Annotated in this window: 15 protein-coding genes; 10 read left to right on the forward strand and 5 right to left on the reverse strand. The window is 73.9% G+C overall.

All coding sequences use genetic code 11. The features are described 5' to 3' along the window. Nucleotides 1–957, reverse strand: a 957-nt coding sequence (locus ACFYY2_RS10810) for a hypothetical protein (protein ID WP_388740083.1), incomplete at its 3' end; no start/stop codon positions are given. Between the two features lie 30 nt (nt 958–987). Between ACFYY2_RS10810 and ACFYY2_RS10815 the strand changes: the two genes are divergently transcribed. Further along, the gene (locus tag ACFYY2_RS10815; protein WP_388740086.1) at nt 988–1794 is read left to right on the forward strand and encodes a hypothetical protein; all 807 of its coding nucleotides are present in this window, start codon (nt 988–990) and stop codon (nt 1792–1794) included. A 127-nt stretch (nt 1795–1921) separates the two neighbouring features. Here ACFYY2_RS10815 and ACFYY2_RS10820 read toward each other — a convergent pair whose 3' ends face one another. Then, nucleotides 1922–3202, reverse strand: coding sequence for a DUF1015 family protein (locus tag ACFYY2_RS10820; protein WP_388740089.1), 1281 nt, complete (start codon nt 3200–3202; stop codon nt 1922–1924). Between the two features lie 72 nt (nt 3203–3274). Here ACFYY2_RS10820 and ACFYY2_RS10825 point away from each other — a divergent pair, with 72 nt between their 5' ends. The 4 genes from ACFYY2_RS10825 to ACFYY2_RS10840 all read left to right on the forward strand — a co-directional run bounded on the left by ACFYY2_RS10825 (nt 3275) and on the right by ACFYY2_RS10840 (nt 7379). Continuing rightward, a complete protein-coding gene (locus ACFYY2_RS10825) occupies nt 3275–4303 on the forward strand; it encodes an HAD hydrolase-like protein (protein ID WP_388740091.1) in 1029 nt (342 codons plus the stop codon). 99 nt (nt 4304–4402) lie between these two features. Beyond that, nucleotides 4403–5464 (forward strand): FecCD family ABC transporter permease, encoded by a 1062-nt coding sequence (locus tag ACFYY2_RS10830; RefSeq protein WP_388740093.1) that lies wholly within the window; start codon nt 4403–4405, stop codon nt 5462–5464. Beyond that, the gene (locus ACFYY2_RS10835) at nt 5461–6519 is read left to right on the forward strand and encodes a FecCD family ABC transporter permease (RefSeq protein WP_388740096.1); all 1059 of its coding nucleotides are present in this window, start codon (nt 5461–5463) and stop codon (nt 6517–6519) included. Before ACFYY2_RS10830 ends, ACFYY2_RS10835 begins: the two co-directional genes overlap by 4 nt. 56 nt (nt 6520–6575) lie before the next feature. Further along, nucleotides 6576–7379 (forward strand): ABC transporter ATP-binding protein, encoded by an 804-nt coding sequence (locus ACFYY2_RS10840; protein WP_388740099.1) that lies wholly within the window; start codon nt 6576–6578, stop codon nt 7377–7379. A gap of 29 nt (nt 7380–7408) precedes the next feature. Here the strand turns inward: ACFYY2_RS10840 and ACFYY2_RS10845 are convergent, their stop codons facing one another. After that, nucleotides 7409–7756 carry an SCP2 sterol-binding domain-containing protein gene (locus ACFYY2_RS10845; RefSeq protein WP_388740102.1) on the reverse strand — a complete coding sequence of 116 codons (348 nt, stop codon included), beginning with the start codon at nt 7754–7756 and terminating at the stop codon, nt 7409–7411. A gap of 42 nt (nt 7757–7798) precedes the next feature. Here ACFYY2_RS10845 and ACFYY2_RS10850 point away from each other — a divergent pair, with 42 nt between their 5' ends. The 5 genes from ACFYY2_RS10850 (at nt 7799) to ACFYY2_RS10870 (ending at nt 12928) form a co-directional block, all read left to right on the forward strand. Further along, entirely contained in the window at nt 7799–8101 is a 303-nt protein-coding gene (locus tag ACFYY2_RS10850; protein ID WP_388740105.1) for a hypothetical protein, read from the forward strand. Between the two features lie 7 nt (nt 8102–8108). Then, nucleotides 8109–8924 (forward strand): TlyA family RNA methyltransferase, encoded by an 816-nt coding sequence (locus ACFYY2_RS10855; protein ID WP_388740108.1) that lies wholly within the window; start codon nt 8109–8111, stop codon nt 8922–8924. Beyond that, nucleotides 8921–9844 carry an NAD kinase gene (locus tag ACFYY2_RS10860; RefSeq protein WP_388740111.1) on the forward strand — a complete coding sequence of 308 codons (924 nt, stop codon included), beginning with the start codon at nt 8921–8923 and terminating at the stop codon, nt 9842–9844. The genes ACFYY2_RS10855 and ACFYY2_RS10860 overlap by 4 nt, the downstream gene beginning before the upstream one ends. Nucleotides 9845–9927: 83 nt before the next feature. Next, nucleotides 9928–11673, forward strand: coding sequence for a DNA repair protein RecN (gene recN, locus ACFYY2_RS10865; protein WP_388740114.1), 1746 nt, complete (start codon nt 9928–9930; stop codon nt 11671–11673). A 175-nt stretch (nt 11674–11848) separates the two neighbouring features. Further along, on the forward strand, nt 11849–12928 hold the full coding sequence (locus ACFYY2_RS10870; RefSeq protein WP_388740116.1) for a glycosyltransferase: 1080 nt from the start codon (nt 11849–11851) through the stop codon (nt 12926–12928). Nucleotides 12929–12932: 4 nt separating this feature from the next. Here ACFYY2_RS10870 and ACFYY2_RS10875 read toward each other — a convergent pair whose 3' ends face one another. Then, nucleotides 12933–14561, reverse strand: coding sequence for a PucR family transcriptional regulator (locus ACFYY2_RS10875; protein WP_388740118.1), 1629 nt, complete (start codon nt 14559–14561; stop codon nt 12933–12935). Between the two features lie 97 nt (nt 14562–14658). Beyond that, nucleotides 14659–16056, reverse strand: a complete 1398-nt coding sequence (locus ACFYY2_RS10880) for an FAD-binding oxidoreductase (protein ID WP_388740121.1) — start codon at nt 16054–16056, stop codon at nt 14659–14661. Nucleotides 16057–16115 lie beyond the last annotated feature (59 nt).

Genomic DNA, 16115 nt, shown 5'->3' on the forward strand with positions numbered 1-16115 from the left:
CGTCCGGCCGGCGGTTTTGAGCGTCGCGACGACCGCCCGCGCGGTCCGCGTCGCGATGACGACCGTCCCGGCGGCTTCCGCCGCGACGACAACCGTGGCGGCAGCACCGGCGGCGGCTTCCGCCGCGACGACAGCCGCGGTGGCAGCACCGGTGGTGGTTTCCGCCGTGACGACAGCCGCGGTGGCGGTTTCGAGCGTCGCGACGACCGTCCCCGCGGTCCGCGCCGTGATGACGACCGTCCCGGCGGCTTCCGCCGCGACGACAACCGTGGCGGCGGCACCGGTGGTGGTTTCCGTCGTGATGAGCGTGCTCCGCGGCGTGAGGACGACCGGGGTGGATACCGCGGTGGTCAGCGTGATGACCGTGGCGGTCGTCCGGCCGGCGGTTTTGAGCGTCGCGACGACCGCCCGCGCGGTCCGCGTCGCGATGACGACCGTCCCGGCGGCTTCCGCCGCGACGACAACCGTGGCGGCAGCACCGGCGGCGGCTTCCGCCGCGACGACCGCGGCGACCGTGGTCCGCGTCGTGATGACGATCGGCCGAGTACCTTCCGTCGTGATGAGCGTGCTCCGCGGCGTGAGGACGACCGGGGTGGATACCGCGGTGGTCAGCGTGATGACCGCGGTGGCCGTCCGGCCGGCGGTTTTGAGCGTCGCGACGACCGCCCGCGCGGTCCGCGCCGTGACGACGACCGTCCCGGCGGCTTCCGCCGCGACGACAACCGTGGCGGCAGCACCGGCGGCGGCTTCCGCCGTGACGACAGCCGCGGTGGCAGCACCGGCGGCGGCTTCCGCCGCGACGACCGCGGCGACCGTGGTCCGCGCCGTGACAACGACCGGGGTGGCGACCGTGGCGGCTTCCGGGGTCGTGACGACCGCGGTGGTTACCAGGGACGTGACGACCGGGATCGTGAGCCCGTCAAGCGGCTCCCGATCCCCGACGAGGTCACCGGCCACGAGATCGACAAGGACGTACGGCAGGAGCTCATGAGCCTGCCGAAGACCCTCGCCGAGGACGTCGCCCGGAACCTCGTCATGGTCGCCCGTCTGATCGACGACGACCCGGACCAGGCGTACGCCTACTCCCGCATCGCCCTGCGGCTGGCATCGAGGGTCGCCGCCGTGCGTGAGGCTGCGGGCTTCGCTGCGTACGCCACGCAGAAGTACGCCGAAGCGCTGGCGGAGTTCCGCGCGTCGCGGCGTATGACCGGGTCCGTCGAGCTGTGGCCCGTCATGGCCGACTGCGAGCGGGGCCTCGGGCGTCCCGAGCGCGCGATGGCCATGGCCGGTGAGCCGGAGGTGCAGAAGCTGGACAAGGCCGGACAGGTCGAGATGCGCCTGGTCGCCGCCGGCGCCCGGAGGGACATGGGGCAGATCGACGCGGCCATCGTCACGCTGCAGGGTCCTGAACTCGCCTCCAACGCGGTCCACTCGTGGACTCCGCGGCTGCGCTACGCCTACGCCGACGCGCTCCTGGAAGCAGGTCGCGAGAACGAGGCCCGTGAGTGGTTCGGCAAGGCGCTGGAGGCGGACAAGGACGGTGCGACCGACGCGTCCGACCGCCTGGCCGAACTCGACGGAGTTGAGTTCGTCGACGCCCTCGGGGACGACGACGAGCAGTCCGCCGGGACAGCCGGCGCCGACGTGCACGAGGCGGCCGACCGCGACGAGGAGCTGGACGACGCCGACGCCCACGCCGACGCCCACGATGCGGACGAGCGTGAGCACGACGGCGACGGCGATGACGACGATGACGATGATGACGACGACGCGGATGACTCCGCGAAGGTCTGATCTCGCCTGAGGCACGGATGAAGGGCGGCACCCACGCGGGTGCCGCCCTTTGTGCGTTCCGGGCCGTCCGTTTCGTATGCTCCGGGCCGTCCCGAGCCGTGGACCAGGCTCTCGTGCGGCCGGCGGTTCAGTCGGTGGTCAGGCTCCGCAGCACCAGTCCCGTGGCCGGCTTCGGGCCGAACGACGTCGATTTGCGAGGCATCGTGACCCCCTGCCGGGCCAGCCGCCGGACGACTTCCTCGCGTACCGGATGCATCAGGACCGCCGTGGCGTCATGCCGTTCCGCCTGCTCCACCACCGCTGCGGTGTCGTGGATGTAGGCGATGTGCCGCGGGTCGTCCGGGATGCCCCAGACCTCGTCGAGGAGGGTGGAGTGCAGCACCGTCGCGTCCAGAGTCCGCCAGGCGTCCGGCCGGTCCGTGCGGATCGTGCGGGCCAGCAGGCGTTCGTCGGGCCGGTCGGCCAGGTGGTACCGGCCGTCGCCCGCGAGCAGGAAGGCGTTGCTCTCCGAGGCGGCCTCCGCGAGGGCGTCGAGTGCCCCGGGGAGGGGCAGGTCGACGGTACGGACACGGAAGCGGCCGCCGAGGGCTTCGAGTGCCCGGGCGACCGGGAACCGGTGCAGCAGCCGGTGGATGGCGCGTACGCGCAGCGGGTAGCGGGCCGTGTCGACGAGCAGCACGAGACCGAAGTCCCAGGGCCCCGGCGTCGACTGTTCCTCCTGGAGCCGGAGATAGGTGGCCCATCGGTGGTGGCCGTCGGCGATCAGTGCCTGGCGCCGGGAGAGGTCGGACTCGATGCCGGCCCGCTCGTCGGGATCCGAGACGGCCCAGAGGCGGTGGCCGAACCCGTCCTCGGTGGTCGTGTCGAGCAGCGGTGGGCGCTCCGCCACCCGTTCGACGACGTCCGCCGCGCCATTCGGCCCGCCGTCCCCGGCGTAGCTGAGCAGCAGTGGTTCGAGGTGCGCCGCCACGGTCCGCATCAGGTCGGCCCGGTCCTCGACGATGTCCGCCATCACGTCCTCGTGCGGCATCACGATCCCCTCCGACGCGGGGGAGAGCGCGAGGGCGCCGATCACGCCGCGCTGGAGGATGTCGCCGGAGCGCTGCTCGTAGACGTAGAGCACGGGTTCCGGGTCCGGCGCGAGCACGCCCTCCGCGAGCCACTTCTTCAGGGTCGCGGCGGCCTGGCGGTGGCGTTCGGTCGCCGTGCCGGCCTGCGGGAGGATCAGCCGCACGATGTTGTGCGGGTCCGCGGACTCCAGATGGTGCAGCCCGTCCGGCCGCACGACGACGTCGTACGGCGGCGAGGTGACCGCCGCCAGGCTGCCGACCCGGTCGGGGACGTACCGCAGTCCGCGGAAGGGGGTCAGCCGCAGTCCCCTGCCGGCGGCGGGCCCGGTTGTGTTCATTCCGGCATCGTATGTGCGCTCCCGACATGCGCGATGATCGGGGGAGAAGCATGGAAAGAGGAGCGCAGGCATATGAGTCAGCAGGACAGGTCCCGGCCGCTCGGGAGCAGCAAGGCGCTCAGTGAGGCGTACGACACCGCTCTGCTCGATCTGGACGGTGTGGTGTATGCGGGCGGGCACGCGATCGTCCACGCGGTCGAGTCGCTGGCCGACGCCCGGAAGGGCGGCATGCGGCTGGCGTACGTGACGAACAACGCCCTGCGGACGCCGGACGCCGTGGCCGGGCACCTGACGGAGCTCGGAGTGCCTGCCGAGCCCGCCGACGTCATCACGTCCGCGCAGGCGGTGGCCCGGCTGATGGCCGATCAGCTGCCGTCCGGGGCGAGGGTGCTCGTGGTCGGCGGGGAGGGTCTGCGCGTCGCACTCCGCGAGAGGGGTCTGGTGCCGGTGGAGTCCGCGGACGACGAGCCGGTCGCCGTGGCGCAGGGATACGGCGGGCCCGATCTTCCGTGGGGCCGGTTCGCCGAGGCGGCGTACGCGATCGCGGGCGGTGCCGTGTGGTTCGCGTCCAACACGGATCTGACGATCCCGAGCGCCAGGGGTATCGCACCTGGCAACGGCGCCGCGGTGGAGGTCGTGCGCATCGCGACCGGTGCCGAGCCGCAGGTGGCCGGCAAGCCGCTGCCCCCGATGCACCGCGAGACGGTGCTGCGGACCGGGGCCGAGCGGCCGCTGGTCGTGGGGGACCGGCTGGACACGGACATCGAGGGGGCGTTCAACGGCGGTGTGGACTCGCTGCTCGTGCTCACCGGGGTGACCGACGCCGCGCAGCTGCTCGCGGCCGAACCCAAGTACCGGCCGACCTATGTGGACCGGGATCTGCGCGGGCTGCTCACCGGCCAGCCCGAGGTGTCGCCGGAGGGCGACGGGTTCGGCTGCGGCGGCTGGACGGCACTGGTGCGCGGGGACGCGCTCGCGCTGGAGGGCGGCGGCGACCCCGTGGACGGGCTGCGGGCCCTGTGCGCGGCCGCGTGGACGCACGCCGGGGACGGGGCGTGCGGGCTGGACTCGGCCGGGGCCGTGGCGGCGCTGAACCTCTAGGTGTGTCCACGCGGCCGCGTCCGGGGCTCTCGCGGAGCCCTGGCCCCGGGTGCGTCACCGCGGAGTTGGAGCGGTGGGAGGATAGGCTAACCTAACCACGTGTTGGTCGAGAGTCCCCCCGAATCGAGTCCCGGTTCCGCGCCCGCGCCGGACACGTCCGGGCGCGCCGGGCGCCATGCGTTCCGCGCAGCCGGTCTGCTGGTGGCCGTGGGCGTTCTGGTGCTGGTGTGTCTCGCGAGTGTCGCGGTCGGCGCAAAGGCCCTTCCGCTCCCCGACGTGTGGCACGGCCTGTTCCACTACTCCGGGACGAACGGCGACGTCCTCGTCCGGGACGTGCGAGTCCCGCGCACCGTGCTCGGGCTGATCGTCGGGGCCGCACTCGGGCTCGCCGGGGCGGTGATGCAGGCGCTGACCCGCAACCCGCTCGCCGAGCCCGGGCTGCTGGGCGTCAACGCGGGCGCGGCCGCCGCCGTCGTCTCGGCCATCAGCTTCTTCGGCGTCACATCCCTGACGGGATACGTCTGGTTCGCGTTCGGCGGCGCCGCCCTGGTGTCCGTGGCCGTGTACCTCCTCGGCGGCAGCCGGTCCGCGAACCCCGTGCGGCTGGCGCTCGCCGGCACGGCGGTCACCGCGGCGCTGTTCGGCTACGTCAACGCCGTACAGCTGCTGGACTCGGCGGCCCTGGACCGGCTGCGCTTCTGGACCGTCGGATCGCTGGCCTCCGCCAACACGGAGACCGTCGGCAAGGTCTGGCCGTTCATCGCGGTCGGCGTGGTGCTGTCGCTGCTCATCGCCCGGCCGCTCAACGCCCTGGAGATGGGCGACGACACGGCCAGGGCGCTGGGCGCGCACCTGACCCGCACCCGCGTCCTCGCCATGGTGTCCGTCACCCTGCTCTGCGGGTCCGCGACCGCGGCCTGCGGTCCGATCGTCTTCATCGGGCTGATGATCCCGCACCTCGTCCGCACCATCACCGGGCCCGACATGCGGTGGATCCTGCCCTACGCGGCCGTCCTCGCGCCCGTGCTGCTGCTCGGCGCCGACGTCGTCGGCCGGGTCGCCGCCCGGCCCTCCGAACTGCAGGTCGGCATCGTCACCGCGCTGCTCGGCGGACCCGTCTTCATCCATCTCGTACGACGCAAGAGGATGGCCCAGCTGTGAAGGCCGCGCAGGACACCACCAGGACGGTCCACGCCGTGCGGACGGCCGGCGGGTTCTCCTTCCGGGTGGACGCCCGGGCCTTCGCGGTGATCGCACTGCTCCTCGCGGTCGCGGCCTTCATGGCCGTGGTGCTCATCGGCAGCGGCGACTACCCGATGTCCCCCGGCGAGGTCGTCACCACGCTGTCCGGCAACGGGACCTTCCAGCAGGAGTTCATCGTCACGGAACTGCGGCTGCCGCGGGTCCTGGTCGGGCTCCTCGTCGGCGCCGCGCTCGGTGTCGGCGGCGCGGTCTTCCAGAGTGTCTCCCGCAACCCGCTCGGCAGCCCCGATGTGCTCGGCTTCGGGCAGGGCGCCGCGGTCGGCGCCCTCGCCGTGATCGTGCTCTTCCACGGCGGGCCCACCGAGGTCGCGGCCGGCGCCGTCGCCGGCGGCCTGCTGACCGGGGTGGCCGTCTACCTGCTCGCGTGGAAGCGCGGGGTGCACGGCTACCGGCTCGTGCTCGTCGGCATCGGGGCGGCCGCCATGCTCACCGCGGCGATCCACTACCTGATCACCAAGGCCAACCTCGTCGACGCCACCCGTGCCGTCGTCTGGATGACCGGCTCCCTGGACGGCAGGGACTGGGCCCAGGTGTGGCCGCTACTCGCGGTCTGCTGCGCGCTGCTCCCGGTGATCCTGGGGCACGGCCGGGCACTCCGCATGATCGAGATGGGCGACGACGCGGCGCACGCCCTGGGCGTGGGAGTGGAACGCACCAGGCTCGTCCTGCTCGGCTGCGCCGTCCTGCTCGTCGCCGTCGCGACGGCCGCCGCGGGCCCCATCGTCTTCGTGTCGCTGAGCGCCCCGCAGGTCGCCCGGCGGCTGACCCGCGCCCCCGGGCCCAACCTGGCCGCAGCGGCCGGCGCGGGCGCGGCCCTGCTCCTCGTGGCCGACTGGACGGCGATGAACGCCTTCGGGGACCGCCAGCTCCCCGTGGGCGTGGTCACGGGCGTGCTCGGCGGCTGCTATCTCCTGTGGCTGCTGGTGTCCGAGCGCCGGGCGGGACGCATATGAAGCCGGGCACGCCGGACCCCTCGCAGACCACGCCCACCGATTCCGGGAGTACGACCATGCAGCGCCTCACCGCAGACTCGGTGACCCTCGGCTACGACCAGCGTGTCATCGCCGAGAACCTCTCGGTCGAGATACCCGACCACTCGTTCACGGTCGTCGTCGGCCCCAACGCCTGCGGCAAGTCGACCCTGCTGCGCGCACTCTCCCGGATGCTGAAGCCGAGCAGCGGGGACGTCCTGCTGGACGGGGAGTCCATCCACCGGCTGCCCGCGAAGAAGGTCGCGAGGACGCTGGGCCTGCTGCCCCAGTCCTCCACGGCCCCCGACGGAATCACCGTCGCCGACCTCGTCTCCCGCGGCCGCTACCCCCACCAGGGACTGCTGCGCCAGTGGTCGCCCGAGGACGAGCGGATCGTGAAGGAGTCCATGGAGTCGACCGGGGTCGGGGAACTCGCCGACCGCTACGTCGACGAACTGTCCGGCGGCCAGCGCCAGCGCGTCTGGATCGCCATGGCCCTCGCCCAGCAGACCCCGCTGCTGCTGCTCGACGAACCGACGACGTACCTGGACATCCAGCACCAGATCGACGTGCTCGACCTCTGCGCCGAACTGCACGAGACGCGGGGACGCACCCTGGTGGCCGTCCTGCACGACCTCAACCACGCGGCCCGCTACGCCACCCACCTCATCGCCATGCGCGCGGGGAAGGTCGTCGCCGAGGGGGCGCCCGGTGACATCGTCACGGCGGAACTCGTCGAGGAGGTGTTCGGGATGAGGTGCCAGGTCATCGACGACCCGGAGACGGGGACGCCGCTCGTGGTGCCGGCGGCCCGCAGGAAGCGCACGGAGACCGCCGTCTGAGGCCCCCCGGCCCGCCGGTCCCGTCCCCCTCAGAGCATGGACTTGAGCTTCAGCAGATCGCGGAAGCCCGCCTCCAGCCGCACCCGGCCGGAGGCCCACGCCTTAGCGAAGTTGAGTTCTCCGTCGACCATGGCCACCAGGTCGTCACCGGTCATCGCGAGCCGGATCTCGGCCTTCTCCCGGGGCGGGCCGTCGAGGGTGTCCACCACCTGGATGCGGCCGTGTGACAGCCGCCCGGTGAAGGTCACGTCGAGATCCCTGATGTGGCAGCTCAGCGAGCGGTCGAGGTCGGCGGCGCCGCGCACGTCGCCGTCCGCGCCCGCCAGATTGCCGGAAAGTGTGTCGAGTGCGCTGCGGCACTCCTCCATGGTCGCCATCGTCACCGACGGTACACCGGCCCTTCGGGGTAGCGTTCCCGCATGAGCGACAGGATGCCGGGGCCGGAGCCGGTGCAGCGGGCCGGGGCGGACGACGGAGCCGCACCACCCGCCGCGCCCTCCCACGACCCCGCCCCGCCCGAGCCCCTCGGCGTCGCGCGCACCCCGACCGGGCATCCCGGAGTGGACGCGCGGCTGGAACGGCTGGCCGACGCCGACCACCTCGCCGCCGACGGCCACACCGAGGTGTACGAGGATGTACACCGTGGGCTGCGCGAAGAGCTGACCGCTCTGGACGCCGGGCCCGCACCCGCACCGACGCCCGCGCACGACAACAGGAGCTGAACCGAACGTGGCAGGAGTGGCACGTCGCCGCCTCGACGCCGAGCTGGTACGCCGCAAGCTCGCCCGCTCGCGTGAGCACGCGAGCCAGCTGATCGCGGCGGGGCGGGTGACCGTCGGCGGCAACACGGCGACCAAGCCGGCGACCCAGGTCGAGACCAGTGCCGCCGTCGTCGTCGTCAAGGACGACAGCGACCCCGAGTACGTCTCGCGGGGCGGTCACAAACTCGCGGGCGCCATCGCCGCCTTCGCGCCCCTGGGGCTGCGGATCGAGGGACGGCGGGCCCTGGACGCCGGCGCCTCGACCGGCGGGTTCACGGACGTGCTGCTGCGCGCCGGGGCCGGCCACGTCGTCGCCGTCGACGTCGGGTACGGCCAGCTCGCCTGGTCGCTCCAGTCGGATGAACGCGTCACCGTCAAGGACCGTACCAACGTGCGTGAGCTGACGCTGGAGCAGATCGACGGGAAGGCGGTGGACCTGGTGGTCGGGGATCTCTCGTTCATCCCGCTCGGTCTCGTGCTGCCCGCCCTCGCGCGCTGCGCGGCCCCCGACGCCGACCTGGTGCTGATGGTCAAGCCGCAGTTCGAGGTGGGCAAGGAGCGCCTCGGCAGCGGCGGTGTGGTCCGCAGCCCCGAGCTGCGGGCCGAAGCGGTACGCGAGGTGGCACGCCGGGCCGGACTGCTGGGCCTCGGCGTCCAGGGGGTGACGGCGAGCCCGCTGCCCGGGCCGTCGGGAAATGTCGAATACTTTCTGTGGCTGCGGGCCGGCGCACCTGAGCTGGACCCCGCGGACGTCGATCGTGCAGTGGCGGAGGGGCCCCGTTGACGACGCATGCTGCACAACCCGGTAACCCGGAACGAACCGTCTTCCTGCTCGCGCACACCGGCCGACCGGCCGCCATCCGCAGTGCGGAGCTCGTCGTCGAGGGCCTCCTGCGGAACGGCCTCGGCGTCCGGGTGCTGGCCGCGGAGGCCCAGGACCTGCCACTGCCGCCGTCCGTCGGGACGGTCACGGACGCCACGCCCTCCGCGGTCGAGGGGTGCGAGCTGCTGATCGTCCTCGGCGGGGACGGGACGCTACTGCGCGGTGCCGAGATCTCCCGTGCCTCCGGCGTGCCCATGCTCGGCGTCAACCTCGGGCGGGTGGGTTTCCTGGCCGAGGCCGAGCGCGACGACCTCGACCAGGTCGTCGACCGGGTCGTCACCCGGGCCTACAAGGTCGAGGAGCGGATGACGCTCGACGTCGTCGTGCGCAGCAACGGTGAGATCGTGCACACCGACTGGGCGCTCAACGAGGCCGCGGTGCAGAAGGTCTCACCCGAGCGGATGCTGGAGGTCGTCCTGGAGGTCGACGGCCGGCCGGTGACCGGCTTCGGCTGCGACGGAATCGTCTGCGCCACCCCGACGGGATCCACCGCGTACGCCTTCTCCGCCGGCGGACCCGTGGTCTGGCCGGAGGTGGAAGCCCTGCTCATGGTGCCGATCGGGGCCCACGCGCTGTTCGCCAAGCCACTGGTGACCTCGCCCGACTCCGTGCTGGCCGTGGAGGTACAGCAGCACACTCCGCACGGAGTGCTGTGGTGCGACGGGCGCCGGACCGTCGAGCTGCCCGCCGGGGCCAGGGTCGAGGTGCGGCGCGGCGCCGTGCCCGTGCGGCTCGCGCGGCTCCACCAGGCATCGTTCACCGACCGCCTGGTGGCCAAGTTCGCGCTGCCCGTGCAGGGCTGGCGGGGCGCTCCGCACTGATCCGCGGGCGCGCCGCTCACACCCGCGTGAGTGAACCGGTCACCGGGGTCCGTCGCACACCGGGCTCCGGACCTCGTAAGGTCATGTCCGTGTTGGAGGAGATGCGGATACGGTCGCTCGGAGTCATCGACGACGCGGTGGTGGAGCTGTCACCCGGCTTCACCGCGGTGACGGGCGAGACCGGCGCGGGCAAAACCATGGTCGTCACCAGCCTCGGGCTGCTGCTCGGCGGCCGTGCCGACCCCGCCCTGGTGCGGATCGGTGCCAAGGCCGCGGTCGTCGAGGGGCGCATCACCGTGTCCCCGGGCGACGCGGCGGCGGTGCGGGCCGAGGAGGCCGGGGCCGAGATCGAGGACGGCGCGCTGCTCGTGAGCCGTACCGTTTCGGCGGAGGGGCGCTCCCGTGCCCACCTGGGCGGCAGATCGGTGCCCGTCGGTGTGCTCGCCGAACTCGCCGACGAGCTCGTCGCCGTGCACGGCCAGACCGACCAGCAGGGGCTGCTCAAGCCGGCCCGCCAGCGCCAGGCCCTGGACCGCTACGCCGGCGGTGGTGTCGACGTGCCGCTGGCGAAGTACTCCGACGCCTACCGGCGGCTGCGCGCGGCCGTCACGGAGCTCGACGAGCTGACCACCCGGGCCCGGGAGCGGGCGCAGGAGGCCGATCTGCTGCGCTTCGGCCTCGACGAGGTCGCCGCGGTGGAGCCGCTGCCCGGCGAGGACACCGAACTCGCCGCCGAGGCCGAACGGCTCGGCCACGCCGAGGCCCTCGCGTCCGCGGCCGCCCTGGCGCACGGGGCGCTGGCCGGGGATCCGGAGGACCAGGAGGGCGTGGACGCCACCACGGTCGTCGCCGCCGCCGGGCGCTCCCTGGACGCCGTGCGGGCGCACGATCCCGCGCTCGCCGCGCTCGCCGACCGGATCGGCGAGATCTCGATCCTGCTCGCGGACGTCGCCGGGGAGCTGGCCGGTTACGCCGACCAGCTGGACGCCGACCCGCTGCGGCTCGCCGCCGTGGAGGAGCGGCGGGCCGCGCTGGCCGCGCTCACCCGCAAGTACGGCGAGGACATCGCCTCCGTGCTCGCCTGGGCCCAGGAAGGCGCCTCCCGGCTCACCGAACTGGAGGGCGACGACGACCGCATCGGTGAACTGACGGCGGAGCGCGACGCGCTGCGCGGTGAACTCTCCGCCCTCGGGCAGGAGCTGACCGACGCGCGGACGGAGGCCGCCGCGCGCTTCGCCGCCGCGGTGACGGAGGAGCTGGCGTCGCTCGCGATGCCGCACGCCCGGGTCTCCTTCGCCATCCGGCAGACCGAGGCGCCGGACGAGGCCTCCGGCATCGACGTCGGCGGCCGGAGCGTGCTCTACGGGCCGTCCGGCGCCGACGAGGTGGAGCTGCTGCTCGCGCCCCACCCCGGGGCGCAGCCCCGGCCGATCGCCAAGGGCGCCTCGGGCGGTGAGCTGTCCAGGGTGATGCTCGCCGTCGAGGTGGTCTTCGCGGGCTCCGATCCGGTGCCGACGTATCTCTTCGACGAGGTCGACGCGGGTGTCGGCGGCAAGGCGGCCGTCGAGGTCGGCCGGCGGCTGGCGAAACTCGCCAGGTCCGCGCAGGTCGTCGTGGTCACCCACCTGCCGCAGGTGGCGGCCTTCGCCGACCGCCAGTTGCTGGTCGAGAAGACCGTGGACGGATCGGTGACCAGCAGCGGCGTCACCGTCCTGGAGGGGGAGGACCGGGTCAGGGAGCTGTCCCGGATGCTGGCCGGCCAGGAGGACTCGGAGACGGCCCGCGCCCACGCCGAGGAGCTCCTGGAGACCGCGCGCGCCGACGGCTGAGGGACCGGCGGACGTCAGTTCCGGACCGGCCGCCTCACTCGTAGGAGTGAGGCGGGGGTCCCGTCGCCGCCGAGACGGCGGGAGCAACGTTTCATCGGTCCCGGAACGTGCGTACGGACTGGCATCCTTGGCGCTGTACCTTCCACCGACTCGGGAGCCCCGGGAGCCGATCAACGTGTCACAGCTGCGTACGGTCCAAGTCCTCGGCGGTGGTGCCGGAAGCAGCGCTCACGTCAGCTCGCTCGCCGCCGGCCTCGTCGCCCGGGGGGTCCAGGTCACCGTCTGCGCCCCCGCCGGCGCCGGCCGTGCCCACGGCCTCCCCGCGACGGGGGCCCGCTTCGTCGCGGTGCCGCGCCGCAGCGACCCCGCCGCCGTCGCCGCCCTCCGCACCGCCTGCACCGGTGCCGACATCGTCCACGCCCACGGCCTGCACGCCGCCGTGCGCGCGGCGATCGCCATCAGCGGACGCGGTACGCCGCTGGTGATGACCTGGCACTCCCGCGTCCACGCGGAGGGCACCCACGGCCGGTTGCTGCGCCTGCTGGAGCGAAGAGCCGCGCGTGCCGCGGCCGTCGTCCTGGGCACCTCGTGGGAGCTGGTCGACCGGGCCCGCCGGCGCGGTGCCAGGGATGCCCGGCTCGCACCGGCGGCCGTCCCGGTGAGCCTCTTCGGCGGCGCGGCCGACGCGGACAAGACGCGCGCCGAACTGGGCGCGGTGGGAAGGCCGTTCCTCGTCTCGGTGACCCAGGACGGAGACGACACGCTGCTGGACGCCGTACGTGAGTGGCGTGCGCTGGACCCCTTGCCCCTGCTGGTGGTCGTGGGAAAGGGCGCCAGGTCCGGGGCGCTGCGGCACCGGATCGTGGACGAGGACCTGCCCGTCGTCCTCGCGGACGGCCGGGAGGACGTCGGCGCGCTCCTCGCCGCCGCCGACCTGGCCGTGCTCGCGGGCGGCGGGGACGACGGGCCGGTGCTCGCCCGGGAGGCGCTGCGCCGCGGCGTCCCGCTGGTCGCGGCCCGGAGCCACGGTCTGCCCGAACTCGTCGGCGACGCAGCAGCGTTCGTGCCGCCCGGCGACGCGGCGGCGCTGGCGGCCACCGTCGTACGCCTCCTCGGCGACGCGGAGCAGTGCGCGCGGCTCGTCGACGCCGGGCGTGCTCAGGCAGCCGGCTGGCCGACCGAGGACGACACGATCGCCCACGTCCTGGCCGTCTACGACGAGCTGGCCCAGCCGTTGGCCGCCGCCCGGGCGTGAACCCTCAGCGGGCGTGACGGCGCGCCCGCAGGGCCAGGCTCAGGGCGAGCACCGCCTGCGGGTCGTCCAGGTCGGTGCCGAGCAGTTCACCGATGCGGGCCAGCCGGTTGTAGAGCGTCTGCCGGTTCAGGTGCAGGTCCCGGGCCGCCTCCGCCTTGCGCCCCGCATGGGCGAGATAGGCCTCCAGGGTGGGCAGCAGCGCGGGGCGGGACGTCCGGTCGTGCTCCCGCAGGGGCCCGATCGCCCGGTCCACGAAGGACGCCAGGTCCTGGTGGTCGCGCAGCCGCCACAGCAGCAGGTCGATGTCCAGGCTGCGCGCGTCGTACCAGGGGCGTTCCCCGAGCACCTGCGCGGCGGCCGCCGCCTCGGCGGCGTGCCGCAGCCCCGGGCCCGCGGACCCCCAGCCCCCCGCGGCCCCCACCACGACGACGACCGGGGTCCGGCCCCCGGCCCGCTCCAGGCCCGCGCGCTCCGCCCCGGCCCGCAGCGCCGCCGCCACCCGGTCCGCGAGCGCGGTGCGCGTCGTCTCCGGGCGCAGCGCGAGCAGCAGCGGCACCCTGTCCTCCACCGGCCGCACCCCGACCAGGACCGGCGCCCCCACCGCGGCCAGCTCTTCCGTCACCGCCCTGGCCAGCAGCGCCCAGCTGCCCGACGGAGCCGACTCGGGGGCGAGCCGCATCACCACCGGCAGCAGCGGGTCCTCGCCCGGCCTGAACCCCAGGACGCCGGCCTGGGCCGGGGCGTCCTCCGGAGCGACCCGGCCCTCGGCGAGATCGGTGAGGAAGTCGCCCCGGCCCCGTGCCGCGACCTCTTCCTCCTGGCGTGCCTGCATCAGCACGACCGCCAGGATGCCCGCGGCGCGCTCCGCGGCCATCCGGTGGACCGTGACCAGCGGCCCCGACACGGCGAGCAGCACCAGCCGGGCCCGCACGGCACCGGCACCCGCGCCACCGCCCGGCACCTCCACCAGGACGGCCCCCGCCGGTGGCGCGTCACGCGCGGCGCGTGCGCCGCGCAGCCCCTCCCAGACCTGCAGCGGGTCGGTGCCCGCCGGTCCCGTCCCGGTGCCCGCCGCGAACAGCAGCCTGCCGTCCGGGGTCTCCAGGAACACCGGGTTGCCGGTGAAGTCGGCCAGGATCTGCAGGACCTGCGGCACCCCGCCCCCGCCGAGGACCGCCTGGGTGCACCGCCGGTGCACCTCCTCGGCCCTCCGCAGCAGCGCGTAGTGCCCGTTGACGATCTCGGTGTGGATCTCCTCGGTCACGGACACGAACGGCACTTCACGGTGCAGCTGCACCAGGGGGAGCCCCGCAGACCGCGCCGCGTCCACGATGGCCGCGGGCAGCACGTCGAAGCGCGGACCGAGCTCCACCACCAGGGCGGCGATGCCGCGGTCCGCCAGCCTGCGCACGTAGGCACGCTGCTCGGCGGGCCGGGTCCCGAGTCCGAGGCCCGTCATGAGCAGCAGCTCCCCGCCCTTGAGGAGCGAGGGGATGTTCGGCGCCTCACCCGCGTGCACCCAGCGCACCGTGCGGTCCAGCCGGTCCTCGCAGGTGAGCACCTCCGGCAGCCCGCCGCGCAGCCCCGGCAGCTCCAGTGCCCGCCGTACGGTGATCCCGCCCTCTTGTTCCACTGGCTCCGGCCTCGTGCTTCCACTCGTGCGCCCGCGCGCTCGTGAACGGGGGACGCGAACGCCCGGTCAGGAAGCTACCGGACGCCGCCCGGGCACGTCACACCACGGCCACCGCGGGCTTCACGTTGTGGTTCAGGCGGAAGACGTTGTCCGGGTCGTAGTGCGCCTTCACCCCGGCCAGGCGCTCGTAGGCCCGCTCGCCGAATCCGGCGACGACGCGTTCCTGTCCCTCACGCCCGATGAAGTTGAGGTACACGGCGCCGCTCGCCCACGGCGCCATCGCGCCCCGCACCTCACGCACCCACTGCCTGACGCGTTCGTCGTCCGCCTCGTCCTCCCAGACGCCGAAGGGATGTACGGCCCACGGGGAGGAACGCCAGGGCAGCGGGTAGTCGGCGGGCCCCCGCGCGACCGCGCCGCCCATCGGGAACAGCACGTGCTGCGAGTTCGTGGGGACGGGCAGGGTGGCCGCGCCCGCGCAGTAGGCGGCCGCCGCCTCGTCGGGCAGGCCGTCCAGGTACTCCGCCGACCAGTAGTTCCGCAGGCCGGGCGGGTCGTCCAGCATGCACTGCAGATCCGCGTAGCCGACCGCGTCGACGATCTCCGCCTCGTGTTCCAGCGCCAGCAGGGGCGCGGCGACCTCACGGGCCTCCGGCACCGTGCCGGCGAAGGTGACCAGAGCCGCGCACACGAGGTGGCCCACCAGTTCCCCTGGCACCCACTCTTCGGGCGGCCCGGTGATGTAGATGCAGGCCCCGCCCGCCTCGTCGGGGGCGGACTCCATCACGTCCCGGTACGTGCGGACCACGTCGGGGCCGCTCTCGGGGCGGAAGAGCAGCAGCACCATGCTCATCGCGGGCAGTGCGTGGAGCCGCAGCGTGAGCGACGTGACCACGCCGAAGTTCCCGCCGCCGCCGTGCAGTGCCCAGAAGAGTTCGGTGTTCTCGTCCTCACTCGCGCGTACGGTCTCCCCGTCCGCCGTCACCACGTCCGCGGCCAGGAGGTTGTCGCAGGCCAGCCCGAACTTGCGCTCCAGCCATCCCGAGCCGCCGCCCAGGGTGAAGCCGCCGACGCCCGTGGTGGAGACCCGCCCGCCGGTGGTGGCCAGCGCGTGGGGCTGCGTGGCCCGGTCCAGGTCGCTCATGACGGCGCCTCCGCCGACGCGGGCCGACCGGGAGTCCGGATCGACGGTCACCCGGGACATCCCGCGCAGGTCGACGACCACCCCGCCCTCGCTGGCGGACATCCCCGCCACGCTGTGGCCGCCTCCGCGCACCGCGACCTCCAGGTCACGGTCGCGGGCCAGCGCGAGCGCACGCGCCACGTCCGCCTCGGAGGCGCACCGGGCGACCACCGCGGGTCTGCGGTCGATCATGCTGTTGAAGACGGTGCGGGCCTCGTCGTAGCCCGGGTCACCGGGCGCGTGGACCTCACCGGCGAAACCGGAGCGCAGGCCGGTCAGGGCGGCGTCCGGCAGGGACGTGCGGGGTGTCATGCTGAGCCCCCTTCGCAGGGCGTGACAGGACCCTTCCATCGTAGGTCCGGCCGCGGACA

The sequence above is a fragment of the Streptomyces sp. NPDC001822 genome (genome assembly GCF_042892135.1).
Classification (GTDB): Bacteria; Actinomycetota; Actinomycetes; order Streptomycetales; family Streptomycetaceae; genus Streptomyces.

What these genes read in the sequence shown, in the direction of transcription:
- ACFYY2_RS10815 (WP_388740086.1), top strand. Translation starts at nt 988, where the DNA reads ATGAGCCTGCCGAAGACCCTCGCCGAGGACGTCGCCCGGAACCTCGTC.
- ACFYY2_RS10820 (WP_388740089.1), bottom strand. Translation starts at nt 3,202, where the DNA reads ATGAACACAACCGGGCCCGCCGCCGGCAGGGGACTGCGGCTGACCCCC.
- ACFYY2_RS10825 (WP_388740091.1), top strand. Translation starts at nt 3,275, where the DNA reads ATGAGTCAGCAGGACAGGTCCCGGCCGCTCGGGAGCAGCAAGGCGCTC.
- ACFYY2_RS10840 (WP_388740099.1), top strand. Translation starts at nt 6,576, where the DNA reads ATGCAGCGCCTCACCGCAGACTCGGTGACCCTCGGCTACGACCAGCGT.
- ACFYY2_RS10845 (WP_388740102.1), bottom strand. Translation starts at nt 7,756, where the DNA reads ATGGCGACCATGGAGGAGTGCCGCAGCGCACTCGACACACTTTCCGGC.
- ACFYY2_RS10850 (WP_388740105.1), top strand. Translation starts at nt 7,799, where the DNA reads ATGAGCGACAGGATGCCGGGGCCGGAGCCGGTGCAGCGGGCCGGGGCG.
- recN (WP_388740114.1), top strand. Translation starts at nt 9,928, where the DNA reads ATGTCCGTGTTGGAGGAGATGCGGATACGGTCGCTCGGAGTCATCGAC.
- ACFYY2_RS10880 (WP_388740121.1), bottom strand. Translation starts at nt 16,056, where the DNA reads ATGACACCCCGCACGTCCCTGCCGGACGCCGCCCTGACCGGCCTGCGC.